The 25,057-nt window shown below is 72.3% G+C and carries 26 protein-coding genes; 19 read left to right on the top strand and 7 right to left on the bottom strand.

The window, feature by feature from the left end; translation table 11 throughout:
• The first annotated feature begins 86 nt into the window (after positions 1–86).
• From VH914_03370 to VH914_03355, 4 genes are read left to right on the top strand one after another with little or no spacing between them, the layout of a single operon-like run.
• Positions 87–998: a glycosyltransferase gene (locus VH914_03370; GenBank protein ID HEX4490223.1), complete on the top strand. Its 912-nt coding sequence runs from the start codon at positions 87–89 to the stop codon at positions 996–998.
• On the top strand, positions 995–1,768 hold the full coding sequence (locus VH914_03365) for a class I SAM-dependent methyltransferase (protein HEX4490222.1): 774 nt from the start codon (positions 995–997) through the stop codon (positions 1,766–1,768). The genes VH914_03370 and VH914_03365 overlap by 4 nt, the downstream gene beginning before the upstream one ends.
• Complete coding sequence (locus VH914_03360) at positions 1,765–2,595, top strand: FkbM family methyltransferase (GenBank protein ID HEX4490221.1); 831 nt, start codon at positions 1,765–1,767, stop codon at positions 2,593–2,595. The genes VH914_03365 and VH914_03360 overlap by 4 nt, the downstream gene beginning before the upstream one ends.
• Entirely contained in the window at positions 2,592–3,305 is a 714-nt protein-coding gene (locus VH914_03355; GenBank protein HEX4490220.1) for a hypothetical protein, read from the top strand. The genes VH914_03360 and VH914_03355 overlap by 4 nt, the downstream gene beginning before the upstream one ends.
• Here VH914_03355 and VH914_03350 read toward each other — a convergent pair.
• Genes VH914_03350 through VH914_03340 form a run of 3 tightly spaced genes read right to left on the bottom strand, consistent with a single transcriptional unit; the run spans position 3,289 to position 5,941 of the window.
• On the bottom strand, positions 3,289–4,194 hold the full coding sequence (locus VH914_03350) for a hypothetical protein (protein ID HEX4490219.1): 906 nt from the start codon (positions 4,192–4,194) through the stop codon (positions 3,289–3,291). The two genes, VH914_03355 and VH914_03350, sit on opposite strands and share 17 nt — an antisense overlap.
• A gap of 2 nt (positions 4,195–4,196) precedes the next feature.
• A complete protein-coding gene (locus VH914_03345) occupies positions 4,197–5,084 on the bottom strand; it encodes a glycosyltransferase family 2 protein (protein HEX4490218.1) in 888 nt (295 codons plus the stop codon).
• A complete protein-coding gene (locus tag VH914_03340) occupies positions 5,081–5,941 on the bottom strand; it encodes a sulfotransferase (GenBank protein ID HEX4490217.1) in 861 nt (286 codons plus the stop codon). Before VH914_03340 ends, VH914_03345 begins: the two co-directional genes overlap by 4 nt.
• A gap of 40 nt (positions 5,942–5,981) precedes the next feature.
• Here VH914_03340 and VH914_03335 point away from each other — a divergent pair, with 40 nt between their 5' ends.
• Positions 5,982–6,887: a sulfotransferase gene (locus VH914_03335; GenBank protein ID HEX4490216.1), complete on the top strand. Its 906-nt coding sequence runs from the start codon at positions 5,982–5,984 to the stop codon at positions 6,885–6,887.
• 3 nt (positions 6,888–6,890) lie between these two features.
• Positions 6,891–7,937 carry a sulfotransferase gene (locus VH914_03330; GenBank protein ID HEX4490215.1) on the top strand — a complete coding sequence of 349 codons (1,047 nt, stop codon included), beginning with the start codon at positions 6,891–6,893 and terminating at the stop codon, positions 7,935–7,937.
• On the opposite strand, the gene VH914_03325 is transcribed toward VH914_03330, so the two are convergent.
• Positions 7,922–8,821 carry a glycosyltransferase family A protein gene (locus VH914_03325; GenBank protein ID HEX4490214.1) on the bottom strand — a complete coding sequence of 300 codons (900 nt, stop codon included), beginning with the start codon at positions 8,819–8,821 and terminating at the stop codon, positions 7,922–7,924. The genes VH914_03330 and VH914_03325 overlap by 16 nt on opposite strands.
• A 7-nt stretch (positions 8,822–8,828) precedes the next feature.
• Positions 8,829–9,770: a glycosyltransferase gene (locus tag VH914_03320; GenBank protein HEX4490213.1), complete on the bottom strand. Its 942-nt coding sequence runs from the start codon at positions 9,768–9,770 to the stop codon at positions 8,829–8,831.
• Between the two features lie 53 nt (positions 9,771–9,823).
• Between VH914_03320 and VH914_03315 the strand changes: the two genes are divergently transcribed.
• The 5 genes from VH914_03315 to VH914_03295 all read left to right on the top strand — a co-directional run bounded on the left by VH914_03315 (position 9,824) and on the right by VH914_03295 (position 15,278).
• Complete coding sequence (locus VH914_03315; GenBank protein ID HEX4490212.1) at positions 9,824–10,660, top strand: glycosyltransferase; 837 nt, start codon at positions 9,824–9,826, stop codon at positions 10,658–10,660.
• Positions 10,653–11,618, top strand: a complete 966-nt coding sequence (locus VH914_03310; protein ID HEX4490211.1) for a sulfotransferase — start codon at positions 10,653–10,655, stop codon at positions 11,616–11,618. Before VH914_03315 ends, VH914_03310 begins: the two co-directional genes overlap by 8 nt.
• Before the next feature lie 63 nt (positions 11,619–11,681).
• Complete coding sequence (locus VH914_03305; GenBank protein ID HEX4490210.1) at positions 11,682–12,374, top strand: class I SAM-dependent methyltransferase; 693 nt, start codon at positions 11,682–11,684, stop codon at positions 12,372–12,374.
• A 22-nt stretch (positions 12,375–12,396) separates the two neighbouring features.
• Entirely contained in the window at positions 12,397–14,127 is a 1,731-nt protein-coding gene (locus VH914_03300) for a hypothetical protein (protein ID HEX4490209.1), read from the top strand.
• An 8-nt stretch (positions 14,128–14,135) separates the two neighbouring features.
• Positions 14,136–15,278, top strand: coding sequence for a glycosyltransferase family 4 protein (locus VH914_03295; GenBank protein HEX4490208.1), 1,143 nt, complete (start codon positions 14,136–14,138; stop codon positions 15,276–15,278).
• Here VH914_03295 and VH914_03290 read toward each other — a convergent pair.
• Positions 15,268–16,335 (bottom strand): glycosyltransferase family 4 protein, encoded by a 1,068-nt coding sequence (locus VH914_03290; GenBank protein HEX4490207.1) that lies wholly within the window; start codon positions 16,333–16,335, stop codon positions 15,268–15,270. The genes VH914_03295 and VH914_03290 overlap by 11 nt on opposite strands.
• A 61-nt stretch (positions 16,336–16,396) precedes the next feature.
• Between VH914_03290 and VH914_03285 the strand changes: the two genes are divergently transcribed.
• The 6 genes from VH914_03285 to VH914_03260 all read left to right on the top strand — a co-directional run bounded on the left by VH914_03285 (position 16,397) and on the right by VH914_03260 (position 22,505).
• Positions 16,397–17,662 (top strand): right-handed parallel beta-helix repeat-containing protein, encoded by a 1,266-nt coding sequence (locus VH914_03285; GenBank protein ID HEX4490206.1) that lies wholly within the window; start codon positions 16,397–16,399, stop codon positions 17,660–17,662.
• A gap of 105 nt (positions 17,663–17,767) precedes the next feature.
• Complete coding sequence (locus tag VH914_03280; GenBank protein ID HEX4490205.1) at positions 17,768–18,568, top strand: polysaccharide deacetylase family protein; 801 nt, start codon at positions 17,768–17,770, stop codon at positions 18,566–18,568.
• The gene (locus VH914_03275) at positions 18,565–19,740 is read left to right on the top strand and encodes a glycosyltransferase family 4 protein (GenBank protein HEX4490204.1); all 1,176 of its coding nucleotides are present in this window, start codon (positions 18,565–18,567) and stop codon (positions 19,738–19,740) included. The genes VH914_03280 and VH914_03275 overlap by 4 nt, the downstream gene beginning before the upstream one ends.
• On the top strand, positions 19,737–20,342 hold the full coding sequence (locus VH914_03270; GenBank protein HEX4490203.1) for a GNAT family N-acetyltransferase: 606 nt from the start codon (positions 19,737–19,739) through the stop codon (positions 20,340–20,342). The genes VH914_03275 and VH914_03270 overlap by 4 nt, the downstream gene beginning before the upstream one ends.
• A complete protein-coding gene (locus VH914_03265; protein ID HEX4490202.1) occupies positions 20,333–21,289 on the top strand; it encodes an MraY family glycosyltransferase in 957 nt (318 codons plus the stop codon). The genes VH914_03270 and VH914_03265 overlap by 10 nt, the downstream gene beginning before the upstream one ends.
• Positions 21,290–21,386: 97 nt before the next feature.
• Positions 21,387–22,505 carry a glycosyltransferase gene (locus tag VH914_03260; GenBank protein ID HEX4490201.1) on the top strand — a complete coding sequence of 373 codons (1,119 nt, stop codon included), beginning with the start codon at positions 21,387–21,389 and terminating at the stop codon, positions 22,503–22,505.
• Between the two features lie 145 nt (positions 22,506–22,650).
• On the opposite strand, the gene VH914_03255 is transcribed toward VH914_03260, so the two are convergent.
• Positions 22,651–23,634, bottom strand: coding sequence for a GNAT family N-acetyltransferase (locus tag VH914_03255; protein ID HEX4490200.1), 984 nt, complete (start codon positions 23,632–23,634; stop codon positions 22,651–22,653).
• Between the two features lie 103 nt (positions 23,635–23,737).
• Between VH914_03255 and VH914_03250 the strand changes: the two genes are divergently transcribed.
• Positions 23,738–24,673 (top strand): hypothetical protein, encoded by a 936-nt coding sequence (locus VH914_03250; protein HEX4490199.1) that lies wholly within the window; start codon positions 23,738–23,740, stop codon positions 24,671–24,673.
• Between the two features lies 1 nt (position 24,674).
• Positions 24,675–25,016, top strand: coding sequence for a PqqD family protein (locus VH914_03245; GenBank protein ID HEX4490198.1), 342 nt, complete (start codon positions 24,675–24,677; stop codon positions 25,014–25,016).
• Positions 25,017–25,057 lie beyond the last annotated feature (41 nt).

Below are 25,057 nucleotides of genomic sequence, written 5' to 3'. Positions count from 1 at the left end.
TGGGGTTACCATGGATTCCCTGGACGGTACCGGAGGGGCCCGGTACCGAGCCGAGACCGACGCGGGCACGACGACGGATGGATTCCTTGGCGGGGTTGCGAGAGCCGAACGCGGCGTTCCCCGACGACCGCGCTCGGACGCGCGCGATGACGCTGTCGGTCGTGATCCCTTCCCGTGATGTCGAGACGGTACTGCCGCGCCAGCTCTCGGCCCTCGCGGCCCAGTGCGTCGTCGACGGCGACCGCGAAGTGATCGTCGCCGACAATGGATCGACCGACGCGACGCGAGCCGTCGCGAGCGCGTCGGGCATCGCGAACGTGCGCGTGATCGACGCGTCGGGCCACGCGGGGCGCCACCACGCGTGCAATGTGGGCGCGCGCGCGGCGCGCAGCGACGCGATCGTGTTCCTCGACGCCGACGACGAGATCGCGCCGGGATACCTCGACGCGATGGCATCGGCCCTGCGCGAGCACGCAGTGGTCGCGGCGCGACTCGACCACTCCGCCGATCCGGACTGGATGCGCGGCGTCGGCAGCACGGTGCAGACGAGCGGGTTGCAGGACGAGTTCGGCTTCCTCCCCCACGCGGCCGGCGCGACGCTCGGGTTCCAGAAGCCGGCGTTCGACGAGATCGGCGGGTTCCACGAGCGCATGACGTACTGCGAGGACGTCGACATCTGCTGGCGCGCGCAGCTCGCGGGCTACGACCTCGCGTTCGCGCCCGACGCGGTGCTCCGCTACTCGTCGCGCCCTGACCGCGCGGGCATGCACGTGCAGCACCGCAACTACGGCGCCGCGCAGGCGCTGCTCTACCGGGAGTTCCGCGCTTGGGGGATGCCCCGCCGGCCTGCGAAGGCCGTCGGCGAGGACTGGATGTCGGTCGCGCGCGGCTTCGTCGCGCGCGACACGGGCTCGGAGCGCGCGCGGTGGGCGCGCCGCGCGGGACGCAACCTCGGACGACTCGTTGGCAGCCTGCGCTACCGGGTGTGGTACCCGTGACCGCGCCCGAGCTCGGCGTCACCTACGACGACGCGTTCTACCAATCGCTCGACGCCGACGTGTCTGCGTCGGCCGCGACCATCGCACCGATCGTCGTCGACCTCCTGCACCCCACGTCGGTGCTCGACGTCGGCTGCGGGCGCGGCACGTGGCTCGCGGCGTTCGCGCGGCTGGGCGTGAACGATGTACTCGGCGTCGACGGGGCGCACGTCTCGGCGCGCGACCTCGAGATCCCGCCCGCGGCGTTCCTCGCGCACGACCTGACGCAGCCGCTCCGACTCGGCCGGCGCTTCGACCTCGTCATGTCGCTCGAGGTCGCCGAGCACCTCGACGAGCAGTACGCGTCGGCGTTCGTCGAATCCCTCGTCACCCACGGCGCGGCCGTGCTGTTCTCGGCCGCGGTGCCGGGGCAGGGCGGCGCCGGCCACGTGAACGAGCAGTGGCCGAGCACCTGGGCCGCACGCTTCGCCGAGCACGGTTACGTGCCGGTCGACGCGGTCCGGCCGAAGGTCTGGACCGACCGTCGCGTCGCGTACTGGTACGCGCAGAACGTGCTCCTCTTCGTCGACGGCACCGACGCCGCGACCAGCGCCGTGCGCGCCGCGTGCCCTTCGGCGCCGGCGCTGCTCGACGTCGTGCATCCGGGTCTGCTCGCGGCGGTCGCGGCCACTCGCCGGCAACCGGCGCCCCCGTCGTTGACGCGCGCGCTGCGCGCCGTTCCCGCGGCGGCACGGCGCGCGCTGCGCAACCGGATGGGGCGCGACCGATGAGCGAGCTCACGCGGCGTATCGAGGCCCCGTTGCGCGGTGCGCGCCGGCGGATCGTGCGCGCGCTGCCCGCGGACCGACGCATCAAGGGCCTCGGCGGAGCGAAGGGCCGCGGGTGGCTGCAGGCGCGCCGGCTCGTCGCGCCACTGATGCAGCGGCCGGTCACGCTGTCGACGCGCGCCGGGCTCAAGCTGCGCGTGAGCGCCGATCCGGTCGACGAGCAGATCGCGCAGCACGTGCTCGGCCCACACCGCACGCAGTACTTCCCACCGTGGCCGCACGGCGCGCCGCACGCGCCCTGCATCCTCGACGTCGGCGCGCACCACGGCCTCTACGCGGCCGCCGCGCTGCACGAGTACCCCGGCTCGCGCGTCGTGTGCGTCGAGCCGAGCGCGGAGGCGTTGCCGATGCTGCGCGCCAACCTCGACCTCAACGGCTTCGCGAGCCGCGCCCGCATCGTGAACACCGCGCTCGCGCCGGCCGCGGGCGAAGCGACCTTGCAACACGCGGCCGACGGCTCGTGGGGCTACTCGCTCTACGAGGACGCGGAGTCGTCGACGGGCAGCGAGGTCGTGTCGCTCGCGACGCTCGACGAGATCCTCGCCGGCGCGAGCCCCGAGATCGTGAAGTGCAACGCCGAGGGCGCCGAGTACAGCCTCATCGAGCAGATCGAGCGCACCGCCGTACGACCAATGCTCATGATCGTGATGGTGCACCCGCAGTTCGGTGACATGGCGCAGCTCGTCGCACGGGCGGAGGCGATGGGCTACCGCGTCGACAGTGTCGGCTGGGAAGCGCGGCCCGCGTTCCAGATGTGGCGCACGGGATGAGCGAGCGGATCACCGAGGGCCACGACGGACCCGGGATCCTCGTCAACCTCGAGCCCGCGTCGCGCGCGACCGTCGTCGCGTTCGGCGGGCTGACGACCGACGGCGAAGTTCCGAAGTTCGAGTTCTTCCGATTCCTCTCGACGTTCGGCGCGCGGTACGTGCTGCTGCGCGACCACGAGCAGGCCTGGTACCACCTCGGGGCGCGGGACGTCGCCGACACGATCGACGGCGTCGGCGAGCACCTCGCGTCGCTGCTCTCACCCGACGAGCTCCGCCACGCCGTGTTCACCGGCGGCAGCATGGGCGGCTTCGTCGCCCTGCTGCTCGGCAGCCGGCTCCAAGTCGGCGAGGTGCAGGCGTTCGCGCCACAGACGTTCATCTCACGCGTTTTGCGCCGCTACCACAAGGATTTCCGCTGGCAGAAGCAGGTCAACAAGACGTGGGCGAGCGTCGGCACGCGGCGCACGTACTACGACATCAAGGGCGCGCTGCGACGCACGCAACGCCGACACGCGGTGCCGCTGCACATCCACGTCGGCACGATGGCGACCGACCAGCGGCACGTGCAGCGCATCGCGCGCATCCCCGGCGTGCACGTGCACACCTACGACGAGGTCGCCGACCACAACATCGCGGGTGCGCTGGTCGACACCGACCGGCTGCGACCGTTGTTCGAGGCGTCGATCGCGCGCGTCAATGCCGGCGCGTGAAGGCTTCCGTGAGCCGCTCGACGGCGGACCGCTCGTAGAACTGCCAGATCGCGCTGTCGGTCGCGAGCAACCGCGATGAGAGCGCGCCGACGACACGCGCGCTGTAGATCGTGTTCGCGTTGCGGCTCTTCAGCTCGACGGTGAGCGCCGCGGCGGCGGGCGCGATCACCGCGAGGTCGGACGGCTTCGTGACGACGTCCTCGTAGCGGAGGACGCGCGCCCGCGGCAGGTGCTCGACGTACTTCTCGAAGTACCACGAGAGCAGCGAGATCTGTCGGTCGTAGCGGTCGGAGATGCGATCGAGCCGCGGCCCGAGCGCCGGGTCGATCCTCTCGGCGATCGGCGCGCGCCCGGTGCGCTTGAAGTCGACGGTGTTCCACGACGCCAGAGTCGCCAGCGGGTTGCGCACGAGCGCGACACACGGGAACCGCTCGACGAGCATCGGCAGCGCGGCCGTGAACGCCGCCGGGTGCTTCACGATCAACGTGAACGGCTCCTGCGCGGGCGCGTCGAGCTCGAGCCAGCCCATGTTCGACTCGATCTCGCGCGACGCGAAGCGCGCCCACAGCCGATCACCGAGCCGGCCGGGCACCGCGCCGAGCACCCCGCGCCACCGCGGCACCTCCTCGCGGGCATGGTTGCCGCCCTTCGGCACCACCTTCGACTTCGCACGCCCCTCGCTCGCGAGCAGCGCGCGCTGCTCGGCGAAGAACGCCGCGAGCGCGTCGACGAAGTCGGCCCGGCCGAACAGGCCCGACGGCAGTGGCTCGTCGAGCGCGACCGTGCCCGCGAGGCGGTTCAGGAGCGAGCACACCAACGTGGTTCCCGATCGCTGGGGACCGGTCAGCACCACGTCGCCGCCCGCGACGGGGTGGGACTCGCCCACCACGCTCAGCCCGGCTCCGCGCGGCTGCGCAGATGCTGGGCGAACGACGGGTCGTGCGCGAGGTCGCCCGCGGCGATCGCGTCGTCGATCGCGTGCGCGTCGAGCGTGTACACCGAGCGGTAGTACTCGCGCAGACCCGACTCGCCGCCCGCCTGGTACACGTCCCACCAGCGCGCCTTGAAGTCGCGTCCTACCGGCGACGGGATCGGCCGGTGCGCGACGCGCCGGAACACGTTCTTCACGTCCTCGAGCCGTTGCCGGCGGATCGACTGCCACGACCGCAGCCGCTTCACCTTGTCGACGAACTGGTCTTCGCTCTGGATCATGAAGTGGTGCAGCACCGGTTCCTCGGTGCCCTTGTCGTGGGGAACCTCGGGACACCAGTGCTCGTGGGTGAGCGTTTGCAGCCAGTCGCCCCGGTAGAACGACTTGCCCATGCGGTAGCTCGTGTGGAGCGGGCTCTGCGGACCGGTCGTGCGGTACACGCGCCGGCACTCGACCGGCCCGTCGGCGTAGTCGCGCGCGGTCGGGAGGAACAGCTTCTGCGCGTAGCTCACCGCGACGCGATCGGAGGGCACCGCGGCGAGCAGCTCGCGCGGGCCGACGCCGTCCTTCCAGAAGAACTCGTCGGAGTCGGAGACGCCGGCCCAGTCGACCGTGTGATGCGCGCGCAGGTCGGTCAGCATCTGGATCCGCACCTTCTGGCGGTCCATGAAGTCGCGGAAGACGACCGTGCTCACCTGGTCGCCGAAGCTGTGCAACACGTCCTGCGTGTCGTCGCGGCTCGCGTGATCGCCCACCGCGATGTGGTCGACACCCCAGTCGAGGTGATGCTCGATGTTGCGTCGGATGAGGTCGGCCTCGTCGTGCGCCAGCAACAACAGCACGATCACGACGCGCTCCAATCGATCCCGTAGCGATCGGCGAGCTCGCGGTTCGGATCACGGAAGCGCTCGTCGAGCGCGGCACGCGCCGCGGGATCGATCGCGTACTCGTGGCGCGCCACGTTGTGACGGGTGAACGCCGGACGGTGGGGCGCGAGGTCGAGATGCGTGAGCACGCGGTCGTAGGTCGCGTCGGGATCGTGAGCGAGGTCCTCGCTGCGGATCACGAGGAGCTGGTCGCGCGCGAACCACTGCAACCAACGATCGAGCTGTTCGGCGTAGCGCCCGCGAGCCGCATAGCTGTAGAGCGGCACGGGACCGCGCACGCCGGGGTCGGTGCCGTCGGTCATGCGCGCGAGCGCGCCGTCGATCCGCTCGGGCTCGGCCGCGATCGCGTCGAGAAGCGCCAGCGTTTCCACGCCCGTCTCGACGTTCATCTGGTGGTGCGCCGCCGCCCGGTCCACGGGATTGCGCAAGATCGCGACGAGCCGCGCGTGCGGGATCGTGCGCGCGGCGCGCTCCGGCACGAGCGGGTGCATCAGGTAGTAGGGCGTCTTCTCACCGGTGAGCGTGACGCGCTCCGTCTGCTCACGCCGGCGCTCCATGCGGGCCACCGGCGGGAAGAAGGAGCGGTAATAGTGCTCGCCCTTCGCCCAGTGGTTGTCGAAGAAATGGACCTCGCCGACACCCGGCTCGACGACGATGTCGGGGTGCTCCTTGAGGTACCGCATGAGCGACGTCGTTGCGGCCTTCTGCGCGCCGACGATGACGAAGTCGGGGAGGCTGCGACGCCCGGCCGTGAGGGTGCGGTAGCGCGGGCGGAGCTGCGACGTCGCGCGCCGGACCGTCTCGGGAAGTCGCGACACGCTCAAACCTACCGCAGCCGCGACCGCTAGGTTCCGGGAGGTGGAGCCGACGACGGTCGTTTACATCGCCGGCTACGGGCGCAGCGGGAGCACGCTCCTCGACCTCCTCCTCGGCCGTCTCGACGGCTGGTTCTCGATGGGCGAGTTCCGCTTGTTCTGGTGGGCGTTGCGCGACCACTGGCGCTGCGGATGCGGACACGATGTCGAGGACTGCCCGGTGTGGTCCGCAGTGCTCGCGGACGCGAAGGTCGCGCCCGTGCTCGACGTCATCGCCGACCTGCGCGAGACGGTGCGGGTGCGCCGCGTGCCCGCGCTCGTGCGACCCGCGTTGCTCGGGAGCCACCGCGCCGCGCGCGACCGCTTCGCGGCGACGCTCGACGCGATCTACGGCTCGACGCAGCGCGTCACCGGCGCGCGGGTGCTCGTCGACTCGTCGAAGGACCCGATGTACGGGCTCGTGATGTGCTCGCTGCCGAACGTGCGCGTGCACGTCGTGCACCTCGTGCGCGACAGCCGCGCGGTGACGTTCTCGTGGCAGCGCAAGAAGGCGCGTCCGGAGATCGAGAAGAAGGAAGCGTTCCTCCCGCAGCACGGTCCGCTCCACACGAGCCTCGAGTGGGACCTGCGGCACTCGCTCGTGCAGGTGCTCGGCCGCGAGGCTCCCGCCTACACGCGGGTCACGTACGAGGCGCTCGCGAGTGATCCGATCGGAACGCTCGACCGGATCACCGAGGCGGTCGTGGGCCGGTCGGCCACGGAGCTCGGCGCGTCGTTCGAACGGCGTGAGGTCGAGAACCACACGGTCGCGGGGAACCCGATGCGGTTCCAGCCGGTCGGCCTCGATCTTCGCGTCGACGAGGAGTGGCGCGGCGCGCTCCCGGCGCGCGACCGCCGGCTCGTCACGACGCTCACGTATCCGCTGTTGCGCAAGTACGGCTATCACTGAGCGATGGCGATCAGCGTTCCCCCGCTCCCGAAGGGTGTGCGGCCGATCGTCGGGGACCACCTCGCGCCCCTCGCACTGGGCGCGCGCGAACGCCGGTGGCGCTCCGCGGTGAACTACGCGGCCGTCGTGCGGCGGCGGGTGCTCCCCGCACCACGGCTGCCCGAGCATCCGGCGTACCCGAAGCTGTTCGTCGTCGGCTGCCCGCGGTCGGGCACGAGCTGGGTGCAGGCGATCATCACGGCGCAGCCGCGCGTGATCTCGAGCTCCGAGTCGCACGCGTACGAGACGATCTTCGAGAACACCGTGAACCGCGCCGGATCGCGCATCGACGCGTGGACGAAGGTGCTGCACCGGCACGACCTGAGCGAGCGCGAGGCGCGCTGGGTCGGGCTGCACTGGTGGGTGAACCGCGCGACGTTGCTCGACCTCATCGGCTGGGCGCTCCATCAGGGCGAAGCTGATCGTGCCGAGGTCGCGGAGCGCGTGATCCAGGGCGTGTTCGATTCGTACTTCTTCGAGATGGGCGGCGACCCGCAGCACGTGCTGCTCGAGAAGACGCCCGGTCACCTCAACGACTCGGCGCGCATCCTCCGCCGATATCCGGACGCGCGTGTGATCGAGGTCGTGCGCGACGGGCGGGACGTGTGCGTGTCGCTGCAGATGCAAGGGCTCACCGCGGCGTGGCCGCCGAAGGACCGGCGCGGCCAGATCGAGCTGTGGGTGCGCTCGATGCAGCGCGGCGCGGCGCTGCACGCCGATCCCGCGCTCGCCGACCGCGTGCTGCGCGTCCGCTACGAGGACATCAAGGCCGATCCGCCGGCGCACATCGCGCGCCTCCTCGCGTTCGCAGGACTCGACGCGGGCGCGGCGGAGATCGCGACGACGGCCGAGCTCACCGACTTCGGCCGGCACCAGAACACGGGGGCCGGCTCGCACACGCGCAAGGGCAGCGTCGGCGACTGGCGCAACCACTTCACGCCCGACGACGAGGCGCTCTTCCGCGAGCTCGCGACCGCGGAGTTCGAAGCTGCGGGCTACCGCTTCGACTGACGCACTCCGTCGCGCCGCGTCGTTGCGAGCGCGACGGCGAGCAGGCCGCGGTAGCGCGTGAGCGAATCCGGCTCGCTGCGCAGCGCCGCGAGCGCGTAGCGCCACGCCTCGCGCCGCAGTCCGAGCGCGGCGGCGCTCGATCCCGCGACCCCCTGGAAGTTCGCGCGCCGGTGGCGAGGTGCAGCGGCGCCGGTGACGGGATCGCGCAGCACCGCGGCATAGGCATCGAGGATGCGGACTGCGGCCTCGTAGCGCTGACGGTCGAACGCGCGCCCCGGCTGCGAATACCGCAGCACGAGGGGCTCGTGGATCATGCCAACCGTCTGGTGCGTGCGCGCGAGCACCTCGCGCACGCGCCAGCCGAGCGCGGTGTTCTCACCGAAGCGCAAGAGCTCGTCGTAGCCGCCGGCGGCGTCGAACACCGCTCGGTCGAGCGCGAACGCGCCCGGCAGGTACGGCCCCACGAGTTGGGGCGCGGCACCGCTGCGCTCGGGCACGCACGAGACGTGGTCGCGCTCGTCGGCCGACACGCGCGTCCACCCCGAGACCACGACCGCCCAGCCGTTGTCGTCGGCCGCGGCGCGGAAGCGCGCGAGCGCGTCGGGCACGAGCTCGTCGTCGCTGTCGAGGAACACGAGGCGGTCGCCGTGTGCCGCGCGTGCACCGGTGTTGCGAGCCGCGCACACCCCGCCGTTCGGCTGAGTGAGGAAGCGCACGCGCTCGTCGGCGTAGCCGCGCACCACCGCTTCGGTGTCGTCGGTCGACCCGTCGTCGACGACGACGATCTCGAAGCTCGGCTCGGTCTGGTGCAGCACGCTGTCGAGCGCGCGCGGGAGCAGCGCGGCGCGGTTGTAGGTCGGGACGACGACGCTGAACGTGACCATGCGCGCTTCAGCCGCGCAGGAACCAGTAGTCGCGCTTGCCGAGCCGCCCCATGAGACCGTCGTAGAGCGCGACCACGCGCGCGCTCACGCGCGCGAGCTTGCGATCGTCTCGCGCGACGGTCGACGCGATCGCGGCGAGCGTCCAGCCGGTCCAGCGGAGGGCGGAGCCGCGCAGCTTGCGCACCGAATGGTCGACGTACACGCCGTTGCGCATCGAGTAATACAGGCGCAGAACCGACGGCGTGACGCCGTGACGGCGGTTGCCCTTCGTGGGATGGATCACGATCGCGTGCTCGTCGTACATCACGTGGTAGCCCGCGGCGCGCAGGCGCTCGGAGTACTCCCAGTCCTCGTGACCGACGAAGAAGTCGTCGCGCGGGAAGCCGATCGCCTCGATCACCGTGCGGGGCACGACGATGCCGTTGAACGTGATGCGTCGGCGCTCGATCGCGCCGAGCGCGGGATCGGAGTGCTGGAGCACGGTGTGCACGGCCTCCTCGGCGCTGCGTTCGAGGCGCGCGTTCAGCGCCCCCCATCGCAGACCCGACGCGGTCATGCGCAACGACTCCGACTCGAGCCGCTCGAGGCAGCCGGGGTCGGTGAAGGTGTCGTGCTCGAGCGACCAGATGTACTCGCAAGCGTCGTCGCGGAGCGCTTCCTCCCAGCCCCGACGGTGGCCGGCGCCGACACCGGCATTCTCCGGCAACGGGAGCAGCGTGATCCACGGGAAGTCGGAGCGGACCATCTCGGCCGTGCCGTCGGTGCTGCCGTTGTCGACCACGATCGTGCGCGCCGGCCGCACGGTCTGGGCCTCGATGCCCTGCAGCACACGCGCCAGCGAGTCGCGCGCGTTGAAGGCCAGCACGACCGCGACGAAGACCCCGGCACGCGAAAGCGGAGTGCTCGGCGACGAGTCCCGACTCATTGGCTCGGGCCCCGATCCCGCCATCGAGCGAACGATACTGTACGCAAACTCTCGTCCGTCCGAGGAGCGCGGCCTCGTTGGCTCCCGAGTTCAGCGTCGTGATCCCCACGTTCGGACGTCCCGAGTTCCTCGCGGCGGCGATCGACTCGGTGCTCGCGCAGACGGTCACGGATTTCGAGGTCGTCGTGGTCGACGACGCGAGCCCGCAAGCCGCAGTGCTGCCGCCGGATTCGCGCGTTCGGCTGGTGCGGCGCGCCACCAACGGCGGGCCGCCCGCGGCGCGCAACAGCGGGATCGACGCGGCGCAGGGCCGGTACGTCGCGTTCCTCGACGACGACGACGTCTGGACCCCCGACCGGCTCGCGCTCGCGCGCGCCGGCCACGACCGCGCGCCGGTCGCGATCTGCTGGCAGGCGACGCTCGGCGACTCGACGACTCCCCCGCACGGGCGCCGGCTCGACGGCAACGTCGGCGACGTGGTGCTCGACGGCATGACGCCCCACCTCGGCGCGACGAGCATCGAGCGCGAGCGCGCGCCGCGCTTCGACGAGCGCTACGGAAGCTGCGAGGACGTCGACTGGTGGCTCCGCGTCGCACAGACCTTGCCGGTCACGACGACGCCGCAGGTCGGGCTGCGGTACCGCTACCACGGCGGCCCGCGGGAGCGGACGGGCATGCGGGCGCGGGTCGACGACGCGCAGACGCTGCTGCGCGAGCACCGCGACTGGTTCCGCGCCCATCCGCACGCCGAGGCGTTCCGGCTCGAGCGTCTGGGCCTGTCGGCGCTGCGCGTGAACGACCGTGGTCTCGCGCTGCGCTCGTTCGCGCGGTCGTTGCGACTGCGTCCCGACGCGCGCACCGCGTGGCACGCACTGCGCGCGCTGGCGCCGCGCCGCGCCCAGGTCGATGCCTGAACGCGCGCCGTTCCCGTTCGTCGTCGGCTGCGGCCGTTCGGGCACGACGCTCATGCGGGCGCTGCTCGACGCGCATCCACAGATCGCGGTGCCGTTCGAGTCGTATTTCCCGGTGTGGTTCGCGCGCGACCAAGCGCGCTACGAGAGGTCGAGCGGCTTCGATGTCGCGAGCTTCCTCGACGACCTGCTCGCGCACGAGTCGTTCGCACGTTGGAGCCTCGATCCGGAGGCCGTGCGGACACACCTCTCGACGACGGCGCCGGCGAACTATCCGGACGCGATCCGAGCGTGCTTCGCGCTGTACGCGAGCGCGCACGGCAAGCCGCGCTACGCCGACAAGACACCCCTGTTCGTGACGCACATCCCACTCCTCTCGTCGCTGTTTCCCGAGGCGGTGTTCGTGCATCTCGTGCGCGACGGCCGCGACGTCGCGCTCTCCCGCACCGAGGTCGCGTGGGGCACGGGCCAGTTCGCGCAGGAGGCCCTCAACTGGCGCGACCAAGTGGAGCAGGGACGGCGGGACGGGCGCGCGCTCGGCGACGTGCGCTACTGCGAGGTGAAGTACGAAACGCTGCTCGACGATCCCGAGGCGGTCGCGCGCCGGCTCTGCGAGTTCATCGCCGTCGACTTCGACCCGGCGATGCTGCGCTACCACGAGCAGGCCGACGCGGTGCTCGAATCACAGCCCTTCCCCGACGAGCACCAGAACCTCCGGCGACCGCCGACGAAGGGGCTCCGCAGCTGGCGCGCCGACCTCGAGCCCGGGCGGGTCGCCCTGTTCGACTGCCTCGCGGGCCGGACGCTGAGCCGCTTCGGCTACGAGCGCACGACCGCGCGGCCTTCGGTCCGTACCCGGCTCCACGCGCTCGCCGCCGAGGCCCGCCACACCGCGACGAACGGCTACCGGCGCTCGCGGAGCCTCGTTTGGCGTGCCGTATACTCCCGCGCCGCGCCCTGAAGGGTCGCGTCGAGGTGGAGCATTCGGTTGGAGCGGGACGCCCAGACCACGACGCGACAGCGCTTGACCGGGCGGCTGCCGCTCTCGCTTCGCAAGCTTCCGTATCGCGCGGCCGACAGCGCGGTCGCCTTGTACGACGCTCCGAAGTTCAAGCGTGATCTCCCCACCGTCGCCACCGCGCTCGAGGGCGTCGGCGACGGGTCCGAGCTACGACCGGTCTACGACCGCTACGTCTCGACGATCTCCTCGTGGGACTGGGCCGTCGCCTGGCGCACGGCGGTCGCGCTCGACGCGCTGTGCGACGCGCTGCGACCGCGCCGCATCCTCGACCTCGGCTCCGGCTTCAGCACGTACGTCGAGTGTCGCTGGGCGCAGAACGCGCAACCCGAGACCGAGATCGTGTCGGTCGACGATTCGCCCGAGTGGTTGGAGACGACGCGCGGCTTCCTCGCGGGTGAGGGGCTCTCGTGCGAGCTCATCGCACGCGCCGACCTCGGGTCGCTGCCCGCCGGCGCGTTCGACCTCGCGTTCGACGACATGGGCCGCGTGGAGCAGCGTGCAGAGGCGATCGACACGCTTGCGCGCGTGATGGCACCCGGCGGCGTCGTCGTGCTCGACGACATGAACGTGCGCGGTTACCGCGCCGAGGTGCGCGCCCGGCTCGACCGCGCGGGCTGGCCGCTCTACAGCCTCCGCAAGCAGACGATCGACCAACGCGGCCGCTTCGCGATGCTCACCGCCGCGCCCCGGCGCTAGTCCTCTGCTCGAGCCGCGCCCCATGACGGCCGCGCCGCGATCGTCGCTGCGCTTCGGCGTGATGTGCACGGGCACGGTCTTCGACGCGTGGCAGGCACGTTGTCTCGACGCGCTGCTCGCGGTCGACGGCGTGGAACCTGGTCTCCTGATCGTGGACGCGCGTCCGCGCCTGTCGCACCGCGCCGGCGATCGCGTCACCCGGCTCGTTCGCAGCGAGAACCTGCTCTGGAAGGGCTTCAACGACGGATTCGTCGCGCGCCGGTCGCAGGCGCTGCGCAAGGTCGACCTCGGCGAGACGTTCGCGAGCGTGCCCCGCATCGACTGCACGGTCACGAAGCGCGGGAAGTGGTCGGAGCTCTTCGACGCCGCCGACGTCGAGATCATCCGTCGCCACGAGCTCGACTTCCTGCTCCGGTTCGCGTTCGGCATCGTGCGCGGCGACGTCCTCACCGCGGCGCGCTACGGCATCTGGTCGTTCCACCACGACGACGAGGCCGTGGTGCGCGGCGGTCCGCCGTGCTTCTGGGAGATCTACGACCGCGATCCCGTCAGCGGCGTGATGCTGCAGCGCCTCACCGAGCGGCTCGACTCGGGCGTGGTGCTGCACAAGGGGTTCGTGCGCACGGCGGCGACGTCGTACGCGCGCAACAGCGATGCGGTCCACTTCGCGGGCGCGGCGTTCCCGGCGAAGATCTGCCGCGACATCCTCGCGGGACACGATTCCCACGTGACCGCGGCCCCGACGGAATCGAAGGCACCCATCCGTCACAACCCCACGAACCGGCAGATGCTGCGCTTCCTCGCGCGGCAGGCGCGCAGCTTCGTCACCGGACAGGTGCAGTCGAGCGTGCGGCGCGACCACTGGAACGTCGGCGTCGTCGACGCACCGATCGCGCGCTTCGTCGATCCGTCGTTCGCGCCGGCGATCCGGTGGCTGCCGCGCGCGACGAGCCGCGAGGTGTACGTCGCCGACCCGTTCGGCACCCGCGGCCGGGAACCCAACGACAACGGCACCGGCACCGGCGAGTCGATCCTCGTCGAGGCGTTCGACCAACGCACACAGCTCGGCGACATCCGCGCGCTCGACGTGCAGACCGGCCGGCTCGGCGAACGCGCCGTGCTGCCGGACGCGGTGCACATGTCGTATCCGTACCTCGTGCGCCACGACGGCGACCTCTTCTGCATGCCCGAGGCCGCGCGCGGGCGGGGGGTGCGCCTGTTCCGCGCGCGTCGTTTCCCGGACGACTGGGAGGACCTCGGCGTGCTCGTTCCCGACGTCGCCGCCGTCGACCCCACGGTGTTCGAGCACGACGGTCGCTGGTGGTTGTTCTTCACCGACCGCGACGTCGACTCGAACGCCGCACTTCACGTCTGGCACGCGCCCGCGCTGCGCGGCCCGTGGTCTCCGCACGCGGCGAACCCGGTGAAGACCGACGTGCGCTCGGCGCGTCCCGCGGGCACACCGTTCGTGCACGAAGGCCGGCTCTACCGGCCCGCGCAGGACTGCTCGGAGACCTACGGCGGCGCGATCGCGATCAACGACGTGGAGGAGCTGACGACCGACCGTTTCCGTGAGCGCGTCGCGCACCGCGTGCGCCCCGAGCCTTCGTCGCGGTATCCCGCGGGGCGCCACACATTGAGCGCGATGGGCAATCAGACGTTGATCGACGGCAAACGGCGCACGTTCCGCGGCCGCACGGTCGCGAGCGCGATCGAGGCGAAGCTGCGGCGCGGGCTCGCCCGCGCGCGCTGAAGGGCACCGTGCGCGTCCTCTACGTGATCGAGGCCCTCGGCGAGGGCGGCACCGAGATGTCGCTCGCGCAGCTGCTGCCCGGGCTGCGCGACGTGGGCGTCGAGCCGATCGTGGTCGCGCTCAAGTCGCGCGGCGCCGAGGGCGTCGAGCACTCGCTGCGCGCCGACAACTTCGACATCCGCGTGCTGGAGCCCGGGAACCTGCTCGCGCAGGCGCGGCAGCTGCGCACGATCATCGGCGCCGAGGATCCCGCGCTCGTGCACACGATGCTGTGGCGCGCCAACCAGGTCGCGCGGCTCGCGAACCTGCGGCGCGTGACGTTGCTCACGAGCCTCGTGAACGAGAGCTACGGGGCGGCGCGCCTCGCCGACCCGCACGTGCGGCGCCGCAGCCTCCGCCTCGCGCAGGCCGTCGACGTGACCACCGCGCACCTCCTCACCCACGCCTTCCACGCGGTGTCGCAATCCGTGAAGGACGCAGAGATCCGCGGTCAGCGGCTGGCGGCGGCGCGCATCACGGTCGTGCCGCGCGGGCGCGACGACGGCCGGCTCGGCGCGCCGTCGCAGGAGCGCACGCAACAGCAGCGGCGCGCCGCGGGCATCGCCGACGACGCGCTCGTGCTCGTGAACGTCGCGCGGCAGGAGTACCAGAAGGGCCACCGCCATCTCGTGGCCGCGATGCACGCGGTCGTCGAGCGGCAGGCGAACGCGCAGCTGTTCGTGGCCGGCCGTAGCGGCACCGAGACCACGGCGCTGGAGCAATTGCTCGCGACCACGAACACGGGCGCGAACGTTCACTTCCTCGGCCACGTACCCGCGGTCGGCGACTTCCTCGCGACCGGCGACGTGTTCGTGTTCCCCTCGCTCTACGAGGGAATGCCCGGCGCGGTGATCGAGGCGATGGCCATGGCGCTCCCGATCGTCGCGAGCGACATCCCGTCGGTCCGTGAGGTCGTGGAGCCGGGCGTGAACGCGCTCCTCGTCGATCCGTCCGACCACCGCGCGCTGGCCGACGCGCTGCTCACGTTGCTCGCCGATCCCGCGCGGCGGCGCGCGTTCGGCGCCGAGAGCCGCCGCATCTTCGAGTCGCGCTTCCGCCTCGACGCGTCGGTGCGCGCGATGTACGCGCTCTACGAGCGCCTCACCGGCTGACCCGTTCGGCGAAGAGCGCTTCCCACGCGCGCAGGCTCGTGTCGAGGCCGAAGCGCTCGACGCAGCGCGCCCGCGCTGCGGCACCGAGTCGCGCGCGCAGACCCTCGTCTTCCACCAGCCGGCGCGTCGCGCCGACGAGCGCGTCGAAGTCGTCGACCGCGACGACGAAGCCCGTAGCGTCGTTCTCGATGACGTCGGCGGCCCCGGGCACGTCGGTCGCGACCGCCGGAAGGCCCGCCATCCCGGCCTCGATGAGCACGCCGGGCATCCCCTCGTTCGGCGCGCTCGTGAGCACGAGCACGTCGGATTCGGCGAGCAACGACGGGATGTCGTCGACGCGACCGAGCACCTTCACGGCGTCGGTCGCGGCCGCGCGCACGCGGTCGAGCAACGGCCCGTCGCCCGCGACCGACGCGCGCACCTCGGTCCCCGAGCTGCGCAGCGCGCCGACGATCTCGAGGAACCGCAGCGGTCGCTTCGCGTCGTCGAGATGGCCGACCCACACAAGGTGAACCGGGAACACGGCGGCGGGGCGATGCACGTGAAAGGCAGCCGGATCGCGACCGTTCGGGATCACCCGCAGCGCGCTCGCGGCGACGCCGTACGAACGGGCTTCGTCGGCCGCGGCCTCCGACACCGCGACGACCGCGCCCGCGCGCAGCAGCAGCGTGCGGTACACCCATCCGCGCGCGCCGCCCAGTCGCGTGTGATTCGCTCCGATCTTCAGCGCGACGACGCGTTCGCGCGGCACGCCCGCGAGCACCGCGTACTTGAGCGGCTCGCTGCCGTGCACGACGACCACCGCAGGATCCTCGTGGCGGAGCAGCCTGCGCAGTCGCAACACGGCGCGAGGATCGACGCCCGCGCGCCGCAGCGGCCCGTCGGGCACGGTGAGCGCCCAGTCGGGTTGCAGCGCGCCGGCCGGCCCCGCGAACAAGGTGAGCGTTCGGTGCCGCACCGCGGCGCCGTCGAGCGCGGTTCGGAGCTCGCGCGCGTACGTCTGCGCGCCGCGCGCGAGATCGACCGGCAAGACGTGGAGTACGAGCGGCGCGCGCATCCGGGGAGTCTCACCGGGCGCGCGACGAGTCGCAAAAGTCGCCGCGTAGGCTGCGCGGCGCGTGAACCTCTCCTCCCGGCGCCGCACGGCCGCGGCCGTGGCGTGCGCGTTCGTCGTCTTCGCGACGGCGTGCCACGACTCCGGTACCGGATCGGGCTTTCCCGGCACGACCACGCCCGGGTCGCCCGGAACCCCGGTCGCCATGCCCGGCGGCACGACCGGCGGAGCGGGAGGCAACGGCTCGATCGCGCCGCCCGCGAACGCCGCGGTCCCCTCACCCCCACCGCTTCCGACCGGCGCGGTCGCGCACCCGCCCGCGTCGATCGCGGCCGACTGCTCGGCCGACGTGACCGACGCGCTGCAGTCGTGGGTCGAGTCGGTGCCCGACAACTCGACGCTGCAGCTCGGGACGAACGCGTGCTACCGCATCGAAGGCACGCTCGTGATCGAGGGCCGCAACCGGCTCCTCCTCGACGGCGAGGGCGCGACGCTCCGAGCGAGCGGCACAGGCCGGCGCAATCGCGGGCAGCTGTCGTTGAAGGGCGGCGCCGACCTCACCGTGCGCGATCTCATCGTGCGGGGCGTCAACCCGCACGCGGGCGCGAGCGCGGCCGCGTACGTGCCCGACCTCGAGGCGCAACACGGCTTCTCGGTGCACGGCGCGACCGACGTGCTGCTCGAGCACGTGCAGGCGTACGACACGTACGGCGACCTCGTCTACATCGGTCCCGACGGCAATACGCCGAGTCACAACGTGACCGTCGCCAACTCGGTCTTCGAGCGCAGCGGCCGGCAGGGCATCTCGATCACCGACGCGAACGGCGTGACGATCACCGCCAACGTGATCGCCGGGATCGCGCGCTCGCTCATCGACATCGAGCCGAACTTCATCCGTCAGACCGTGCGCAACGTGCACATCGTCGGCAACGTCACGGGCGCCGCGGTGAACTTCTGGCTCGCGAACAAGGGCGCGCCCGCCGACATCGGCGAGATCGTCGTGAGCGGGAACCGCATGACCGCGCCGACCGGCGGGCTCGTGTTCGTGTTCGCGCGCAAGGGCCCGGCGCGTGGGCCCTACGCCTTCGACGGCAACCAGATGATCGCGAACGACGTCGTCACCGACGAAGACTCGAGCGGCGCGTTCTACTTCGCACGCGTCGACGGCGTGACCGTGCGCGACAACACGGTGCGGTTCCCTGCGGGCAAGAACATGCCCGCGGTCGAGCTGCACGACGTGCACGGCGCGCAGGTCTCGGGCAACCACTTCGACGGCGCGGGCCGAGGGATCCTCGCGGACTCGCAGAGCGCCGACGTCCACGGCCCGTAGGCGCCCCGAGGCACTACCATGCCGCCCCGTGAGCGGGCACCGAGGGCGGTGGCGCCGGCTCGTCCTTCGGTCCGTCGCGCGAGGCCCGATTCATCGATGAACCGAATGGGTGCGGGGCTGGTACGAACGATCGTCAAGGCGGGCGCGGCCGCGGTGCCGGCGGGTCGCGGCACCGTCGTGCTGATCTACCACCGGGTCGGTGCGTCGAGCGCGCTCGACGTCGACCTCGCCACGGCCGAGTTCGCGCACCAGATGGAGTGGCTCGCGACCCGCGGTGGGGCCCGGCCGCTCGCCCCCGCGCTCGAGACCCTGCAGGACGCCGCGACCGACCCGCACGATGTCGTGGTGACCTTCGACGACGGCACCGCCGACTTCGCCGAGACCGCGCTCCCCGTGCTCGTGGAGCACCACATCCCGGTGACGCTCTACCTCGCGACCGCGTTCATCGAGGAGCAGCGGCCGTTCCCCGACGACGGCCGGCCGCTCACGTGGGCGGCGCTGCGCGACGCGTGCTCGACCGGGCTCGTCGACGTCGCGTCGCACACGCACACCCACGCCGTGCTCGATCGTCTGCCTCCCGGACGCGTCGCCGACGAGCTCGACCGGTCGCGGCGGTTGATCGAGGACCGGCTCGGGCGCCCGTGCACGGACTTCGCGTATCCCAAGGCGATCGCGCCGTCGGATGCGGCCGACGCGCAGGTGCGCGCACGCTTCCGGTCGGCCGCACTCGCGGGCACGCGCGCGAACCGCGCCGGGCACACCGATCCGCACCGGCTCGCGCGCTCGCCGATCCAACGCAGCGACGGCCGGAGGTACTTCGAGCGCAAGGTCGCGGGCGGCATGGGATTCGAGGACACCCTGCGCCGCGCCGCGAACCGTTGGCGCTACCGGAACGTCGATTCGTGAGCGGATCCCGCCCGCGGCTCGTCCACGTGACCACGACCGACATCAGCCTCGAGCTCCTCCTCGGTCAGCACCTGCGCGCGTTTCGAGACGCGGGGTACGACGTCATCGCGATGTCGGCGCCGGGTCCGTTCGCCGACGCGCTCGTCGCCGACGGAATCGAGTTCGTCGGGCTGCAGCACGCGAGCCGCGCGATCGCGTTCGGCAGCGACCTGCGCGCCGGCCGCGAGCTCTATGGACACTTCCGCGCGCTCCGACCCGACATCGTCCACACGCACAATCCGAAGCCCGGCATCTACGGACGGCTCGCGGCCCGCGCCGCGCGCGTGCCCGCGATCGTCAACACCGTGCACGGCCTCTACGCGCAACCCGACGACGCGCTCGCCAAACGCGCCGCCGTCTACAGCCTCGAACGGATCGCCGCGTTCTGCTCGCACGCGGAGCTCGTCCAGAACCCGGAAGACCTCGAGACGCTCGCGCACCTCGGCGTGCCGCGCCGCAAGCTGCACCAGCTCGGCAACGGCATCGACCTCCGGCGCTTCCGGCCCGGGCGTCTGAGCGACGAGCGGCGCGGCGCGCTGCGCGCCGAGATGGGCGCAGGCCCCGACGACGTCGTGTGCGGGGTCGTCGCGCGACTGGTGTGGGAGAAGGGCTATCGCGAGCTCTTCGCGGCCGCTGCCGCGCTTCGCGACCGCTATCCGCAGCTGCGCGTCGTCGCCGTCGGCGAGACCGACCACGACAAGGCGGATGCGGTGACGCCCGCCGACATCGACGCCGCCGAGCGCGAGAGCGGCGTGCACTTCCTCGGCCATCGCAGCGACGTCGAGGACCTCTACGCCGCGTTCGACGTGTCGGTCCTCGCATCGCACCGTGAGGGCTTCCCGCGCACACCGATGGAGGCGGCCGCGACCGGCGTGCCCGTCGTCGCGACCGACATCCGCGGCTGCCGGCAGGTCGTCGACGACGGCGTCACCGGGCTGCTCGTGCCCCGCGCCGACGCGCCGGCGCTCGCGCGCGCGATCGAGACCCTCGTCGTCGACTCTGCTCGGCGCGCGCAGATGGGCGTCGCCGCGCTCGACAAGGCGCGACGCGAGTTCGACCAACAACGGCAGATCGATATCACGCTCGACGTGTACCGCGCGCTCACGGGTCGCGCACGCGCGGCGGCCGCATGATCCGCGTCCGCGTCGGCACCGCGGCCGACGCGCCCCTCGCGGCGCGCCTGCACGTGAGCGAGATCAGCGAGGGGTTCCTGCCGACGCTCGGGCAGCCGTTCCTCGAGACGTTGTACCGGCGCATCGTGCGCTCGCCGCGGTCGTTCCTCCTGATCGCGGAGCGCGACCTCGAGCAGATCGGCTTCGTCGCGGGCACCGAAGACGTGCGCGCGCTCTACACCGAGTTCCTCTGGCACGACGGCTTCTCGGCCGCGCGCGCCGCGCTCCCGCGTGTGGTGCGCTCGTCGCGTCGGGTACTCGAGACATTGCGGTACGGCGTCGGCGGCCACAGCGGCGCGGAGAAGGCGAACGCGTCCGACGCGTCGGCCGCGGAGCTGCTCGCGATCGCGGTCGCGCCCGACGAGCGCGGTCACGGTGCGGGCCACGCGCTCGTCGACGCGTTCACCGGCGAGCTCTCCGTGCGACGCGTCCCGCGCGCGCGGGTCGTCGTCGGGGCCGACAACGCCCCCGCGATCGCGCTCTACCAGCGCTCCGGCTTCAATCCGACGGAGACGATCGAAGTCCATCGCGGCACGGCGTCGCAGGTGCTCACGTGGCCCTGATCGCCGCCGCGATCGCGCTGGTCGTCGCGCTCCTGGCGACGCCGGTCGCGATGCGCGTCGCGCGCCGCACCGGCATCGTCGACCGTCCCGGTCCGCTCAAGGTGCAGACCGCGCCGGTCCCCTATCTCGGAGGCCTCGGCGTCTTCGTCGGGGTCGGCGCGGTCGTCGCGGTCGTGCACCCGGTGCTGCTGGTCCCGCTCGCGCTCGCCGCCGCACTCGGTGTCGCCGACGACGCGCGCGAGGTCCCACCGGTCGCGCGACTCGCCGGTGAGATCGGCATCGGAGTCATCACCGCCGCGGTCGCGCCAGTGCGGTGGAGCGGGCCGGTCGGGCCCGTTCTCGTGGTGATCGCGGTCGTCGGCCTCGTGAACGCGCTCAACATGCTCGACGGCCTCGACGCGCTCGCGGGCGGCGTCACGCTCGTCGGCGCGGTCGGCTTCGCGATCGTGCTCCGGCACGACGACCGGCTGGTCGCGCTCGCGCTCGCCGGCGCCGTCGCGGGCTTCCTCTGGTTCAACCGCCCGCCCGCGCGCGTGTACCTCGGCGACGCCGGCGCGTACCTCGTCGGCACCGCGCTCGCGCTGCTGCTCGCGATGTCGTGGCACCCGCACCGGGTCGCGGCGGTCGGCGTCGCGGGGCTCGCGCTCGTCGCGCTCCCCGTGCTCGAAGCGACCGTGACGATCCTCCGGCGGGTGCGCGCCCACCACCCGCTGTTCCAGGGCGACCGTGGCCACGTATACGACCAGCTCGTCGACCGGGGGTGGGCCGCCGCGCGCGCGAGCGGCGCGTTCGCGGGCGTCGAGATCGTCCTCGCCGCAGTCGCAATCGGGGTCGCGCACGCATCGACCGCGGCGGCCGGCGCGATCGCGATCGCCGCGGTCGCGCTCCTGTTCGTGGCCGTCGTCGCCGCCGGCTTCACCCGCCCCGAGTTCCGGCGCGAGACATGAGCGAGCGAGCCGGCCGCCGCACGCGCCGAGCACCCGCCCGTTCGCGAGCGAGCGGGGCTCGAGCGGCGCGGCGCCGCAGGTGCCGAGAACGGGAAGCATGAGCGACCGCATCAGGGTCCTCCAGCTGATCAAGGGCCTCGGTCCGGGGGGCGCGGAGCGTCTGCTCGTTTCCAGCGCGCGGGTGCGCGATACCGAGCGCTTCGACGTCGAGGTCGCATACCTGCTGCCCACGAAGACGCAGTTCGTCGCCGATCTCGAGGCGGCCGGCGTGCGGACCCGTTGTCTCGACGCGCCGCGCGCGGAGGACCCGCGCTGGTGTGCGCGTCTGCGCGGGCTGCTCGCCGCCGAGCGCTACGACATCGTTCACGTGCACTCTCCCGTCCCCGCGGGTCTCGGGCGCCTCGCTGTGCGCACGTTGCCGCGCGCGCGGCGACCGCGCGTGGTGTCGACGGAGCACAACATCTGGCCGAGCCACAACCGCGCGACGCGCGCATTGAACGCGACGACGTTTCCGCTCGGTGACGCGTGGCTCGCAGTGAGCGACGAGGTGCGCGCCTCGATCCCGGCGCGTCTGCGCGAGCGCGTCGAGGTCGTCGTGCAGGGTCTCGTGCTCGCCGATGTCGAGCGCGGTCCCGAGTCGCGCGCCGCGGTACGCGCCGAGCTCGGAATCGCGCCCGACGAGATCGCGATCGTCACCGTCGCCAACTTCCGCAGCACGAAGGGCTACCCCGATCTGCTCGCGGCCGCGCGACTCCTCGTCGACCGCGGGCTGCCGTTGCGGTTCGTGATCGTCGGGCAAGGGCCGATGGAGACCGAGATCAGGGCTCGGCGCGCCGAGCTCGGACTCGACGACCGCGTCGACCTGCTCGGGTTCCGGTCCGACGCGATGCGTCTGCTCACGGGCTGCGACCTGTTCGCGCTCGCGTCGCACTACGAGGGCTTTCCGGTCGCGATCATGGAGGCGATGGCGGTCGGGCTCCCGATCGTCGCGACCGCGGTCGGCGGCGTGCCCGAAGGCGTGCGCGACAACGTCGAAGGGCTGCTCGTGCCGGCGCACCGCCCCGACCTGTTCGCCGACGCGATCGAGGCGCTCGTACGCGATCCAGCCCGGCGGGCGACCTTCGCCACCGCGGCCGCGCGCCGCGGCGGCGAGTACGACATCACCCACGCGGTGAAGCGGACGGAAGCGATCTACGCCGACCTCGTCACCGGCTGAGCCTGCGAGCGGAGCGAGCGAAGCTTGCGAGCCCGACCGGACGAGCGAATCGCTCTCGCCAGAACGACCGGGTCGCTTGGCGGCCCGGCCGAGCCGGGCACTGAGGCGTCAAGAGCGGCGAGCGGAGCGAGCCCGACCAGAAAGCTCAGAACAGCTCGATGTCGCCCATGCCGACGTGCCAGGCCGGGGCGGGTGGCATGACGTCGTCGCACACCGCGCGCCACACGAGCGTCGGACCCTGACCCGGGAGCGGCAACGAGAGGGCGCGCGCAACGTCCGAGCCGCCGATGCGGATCGCGTAGTCGGCGCGCGACGCGCGCAGCACCGATCGCAGCAACGAGCCGACCGACGTCCGCGGCGTCGACGGTACGAGCATGTCGCAGATCACCGCCTCGAGCGCTCCGCCCCGCCGCCGCAGGCGGAACACGACGCAGCCGTCGGCGAGTCGGTCGGTCAGCGTGACCACGCGATATTCCAGCGGCGCGAAGCCGTAGCGCCACCCGAGGAACTCGGGTGTGCGATTCGTCCGCACGCCATCGGTCGCGCGAGACGCGGCGAGCAGCGCGGTGACCGCGTCGTGATCCGCGAACGCGTCGACCGCGGCGCGCCCGGCGGATGTCGGCTGCGACCACTTGTCGGCGGGCACGCGGGCCCGCGCGATCGCGAGCAGCGACGGCAGCGAACGCGGCGTCACGAGCACCGGCAGCCGAGCGACCGGCTGCCACCCCATCTTGAGGTATCCGGGACGGCTCTGGTCGTTCGGCGTGTTGAACACGAACCCGACGCCTTCGGCGCGCACCTGCTCGAGCGCGTGGCGCGTGAGCTTCGAGAAGATGCCGCGACCCTGCGCGTCGGGATGCGTCGCGGTGTCGACGGCGCGGACCGCGCGCACGATGCGCCCGTCGTGCACGTACTCCCAACGCAGGAAGATGCGGAAGCCGACGATGCGGTCGCCGTCGAGCGCGACCCACGCGGGCGAACGGCCGAAGGCGTTTTCGTGGTGCTTCCAGTGGAAGAAGCGCGCGTACTGGTCGTCGGGCACCCAGCCGAGCGAGGCCTGTAGGAGCGCGAGCACCTCGGCCTCGTCGTCGTCGCGGTACTCACGGATCTGCACGTCGCCCCCGGTCACGGGCCCAGTCTGGTGTGACGCACCCGCGCCCACGCAAGCCGGCCGGGGAGCGCCCCTCCGGACGCCGTCTACCATTGCCCGCCGGGCGACAAGGGGATCTTGTTTGAGCGAACCGGCAACACCGCGACGCCGTCCCGCGCGCGAATCGGCGACGCTCGCGCGGCTCGACGCGCGCCCGTGGCCGCGCCGCACCCCCGTGTTCAAGGCGCTCGGGCTGACGTTCGACGCACGCCTCATGGGTGACGATCTCGCCGACTACCTCGAGCTGGTCCTGGCCCCGTTGCGCGCGCCGGCCGGGATCGAGGCCGCGCACCGGTTCTCCGTCGTCGACGAGGGCGAGCGTTACCAACGTCGCTATGCGGTCTACTTCGACGGCCTCCCGATCGTGCGCACACCGAGCGAGCCGCTCGCGCTCGTGTACCTCCTCTGGCACCTCAACCGCGCGGTCGTCGAGGCGTCGAACGACTGGCTCCTGCTGCACGCGGCCGCGGCCGAGCACGACGGCAGCGCAGTGCTGCTACCCGCGCGGATGGACGCGGGCAAGAGCACGCTCGTCGCCGGGCTCGCGCTGCGCGGGTTCGGCTACCTGACCGACGAGGCGGTCGCGATCGACCCCGCGAGCGCGCGCGTCGACCCGTATCCGAAGCCGCTGTCGATCGAGATGGGCTCGTGGGACGCGCTCGCGCCGCTGCGCCCACAGCTCGACGCCCGCTTCGCGCGCTTCTGCGACGACGTCTGGCACGTCGTGCCCGACGCGATCCGTCCGGGAGCGGTCGCGGAGTCGTGCACCGCGCGCGCGATCGTGAGCCCGCGCTTCGAGCCCGGTGCGACCACCGCGCTCGAGCCGATCAGTCGCGCCGAGGCCGTGATGATGCTCGCGGAGAACGCGTTCAACTTCTCCGCGCACGGCGCCGCGGGCCTCGACCTCCTCGCCGGCGTCGTGCGGCCGTGCGAGTGCTACCGCCTCACCGTCGGCACCCTCGACGACGCGTGCGACCGCGTCATCGACGTCGTGGCCCGGCTCGGTGCGAGGGTCTGACGTGAAACGCCGCGCCCTCGCACCCGAGTGGTCCCCGCACGACTCGGTCACCACCGAAGCCGTGCCCCGCCACCGCGCGGGCGTGCACGGTGTCGAGCTCGACGACGAGAGCGTGCTGTACGACGCGCGCACCGACCGCCTGCACCTCCTGAACTGGAGCGCGAGCGCGGTGTGGTGGTCGATCGACGGACGCGCGACGGCCGACGATCTCGCGCGCGAGCTCGCCGATCGTTTCCACGCCGAGGCCGGCGTGATGGCGTCCGACGTACGCAAGCTGCTCGAGACGTTCGGCGCACAGCAGCTCGTCGAGGCGGTTCGGACGCGTGCGGTGGCCCGTGGCTGAGCGTCGCGGACCCCGCGTCCTCGAACCGCGCACCGTGCCGG

The sequence above is a fragment of the Acidimicrobiia bacterium genome, from assembly GCA_036271555.1.
Lineage (GTDB): Bacteria > Actinomycetota > Acidimicrobiia > IMCC26256 > PALSA-610 > DATBAK01.
This window is presented reverse-complemented; position numbering and strand designations above follow the sequence as displayed.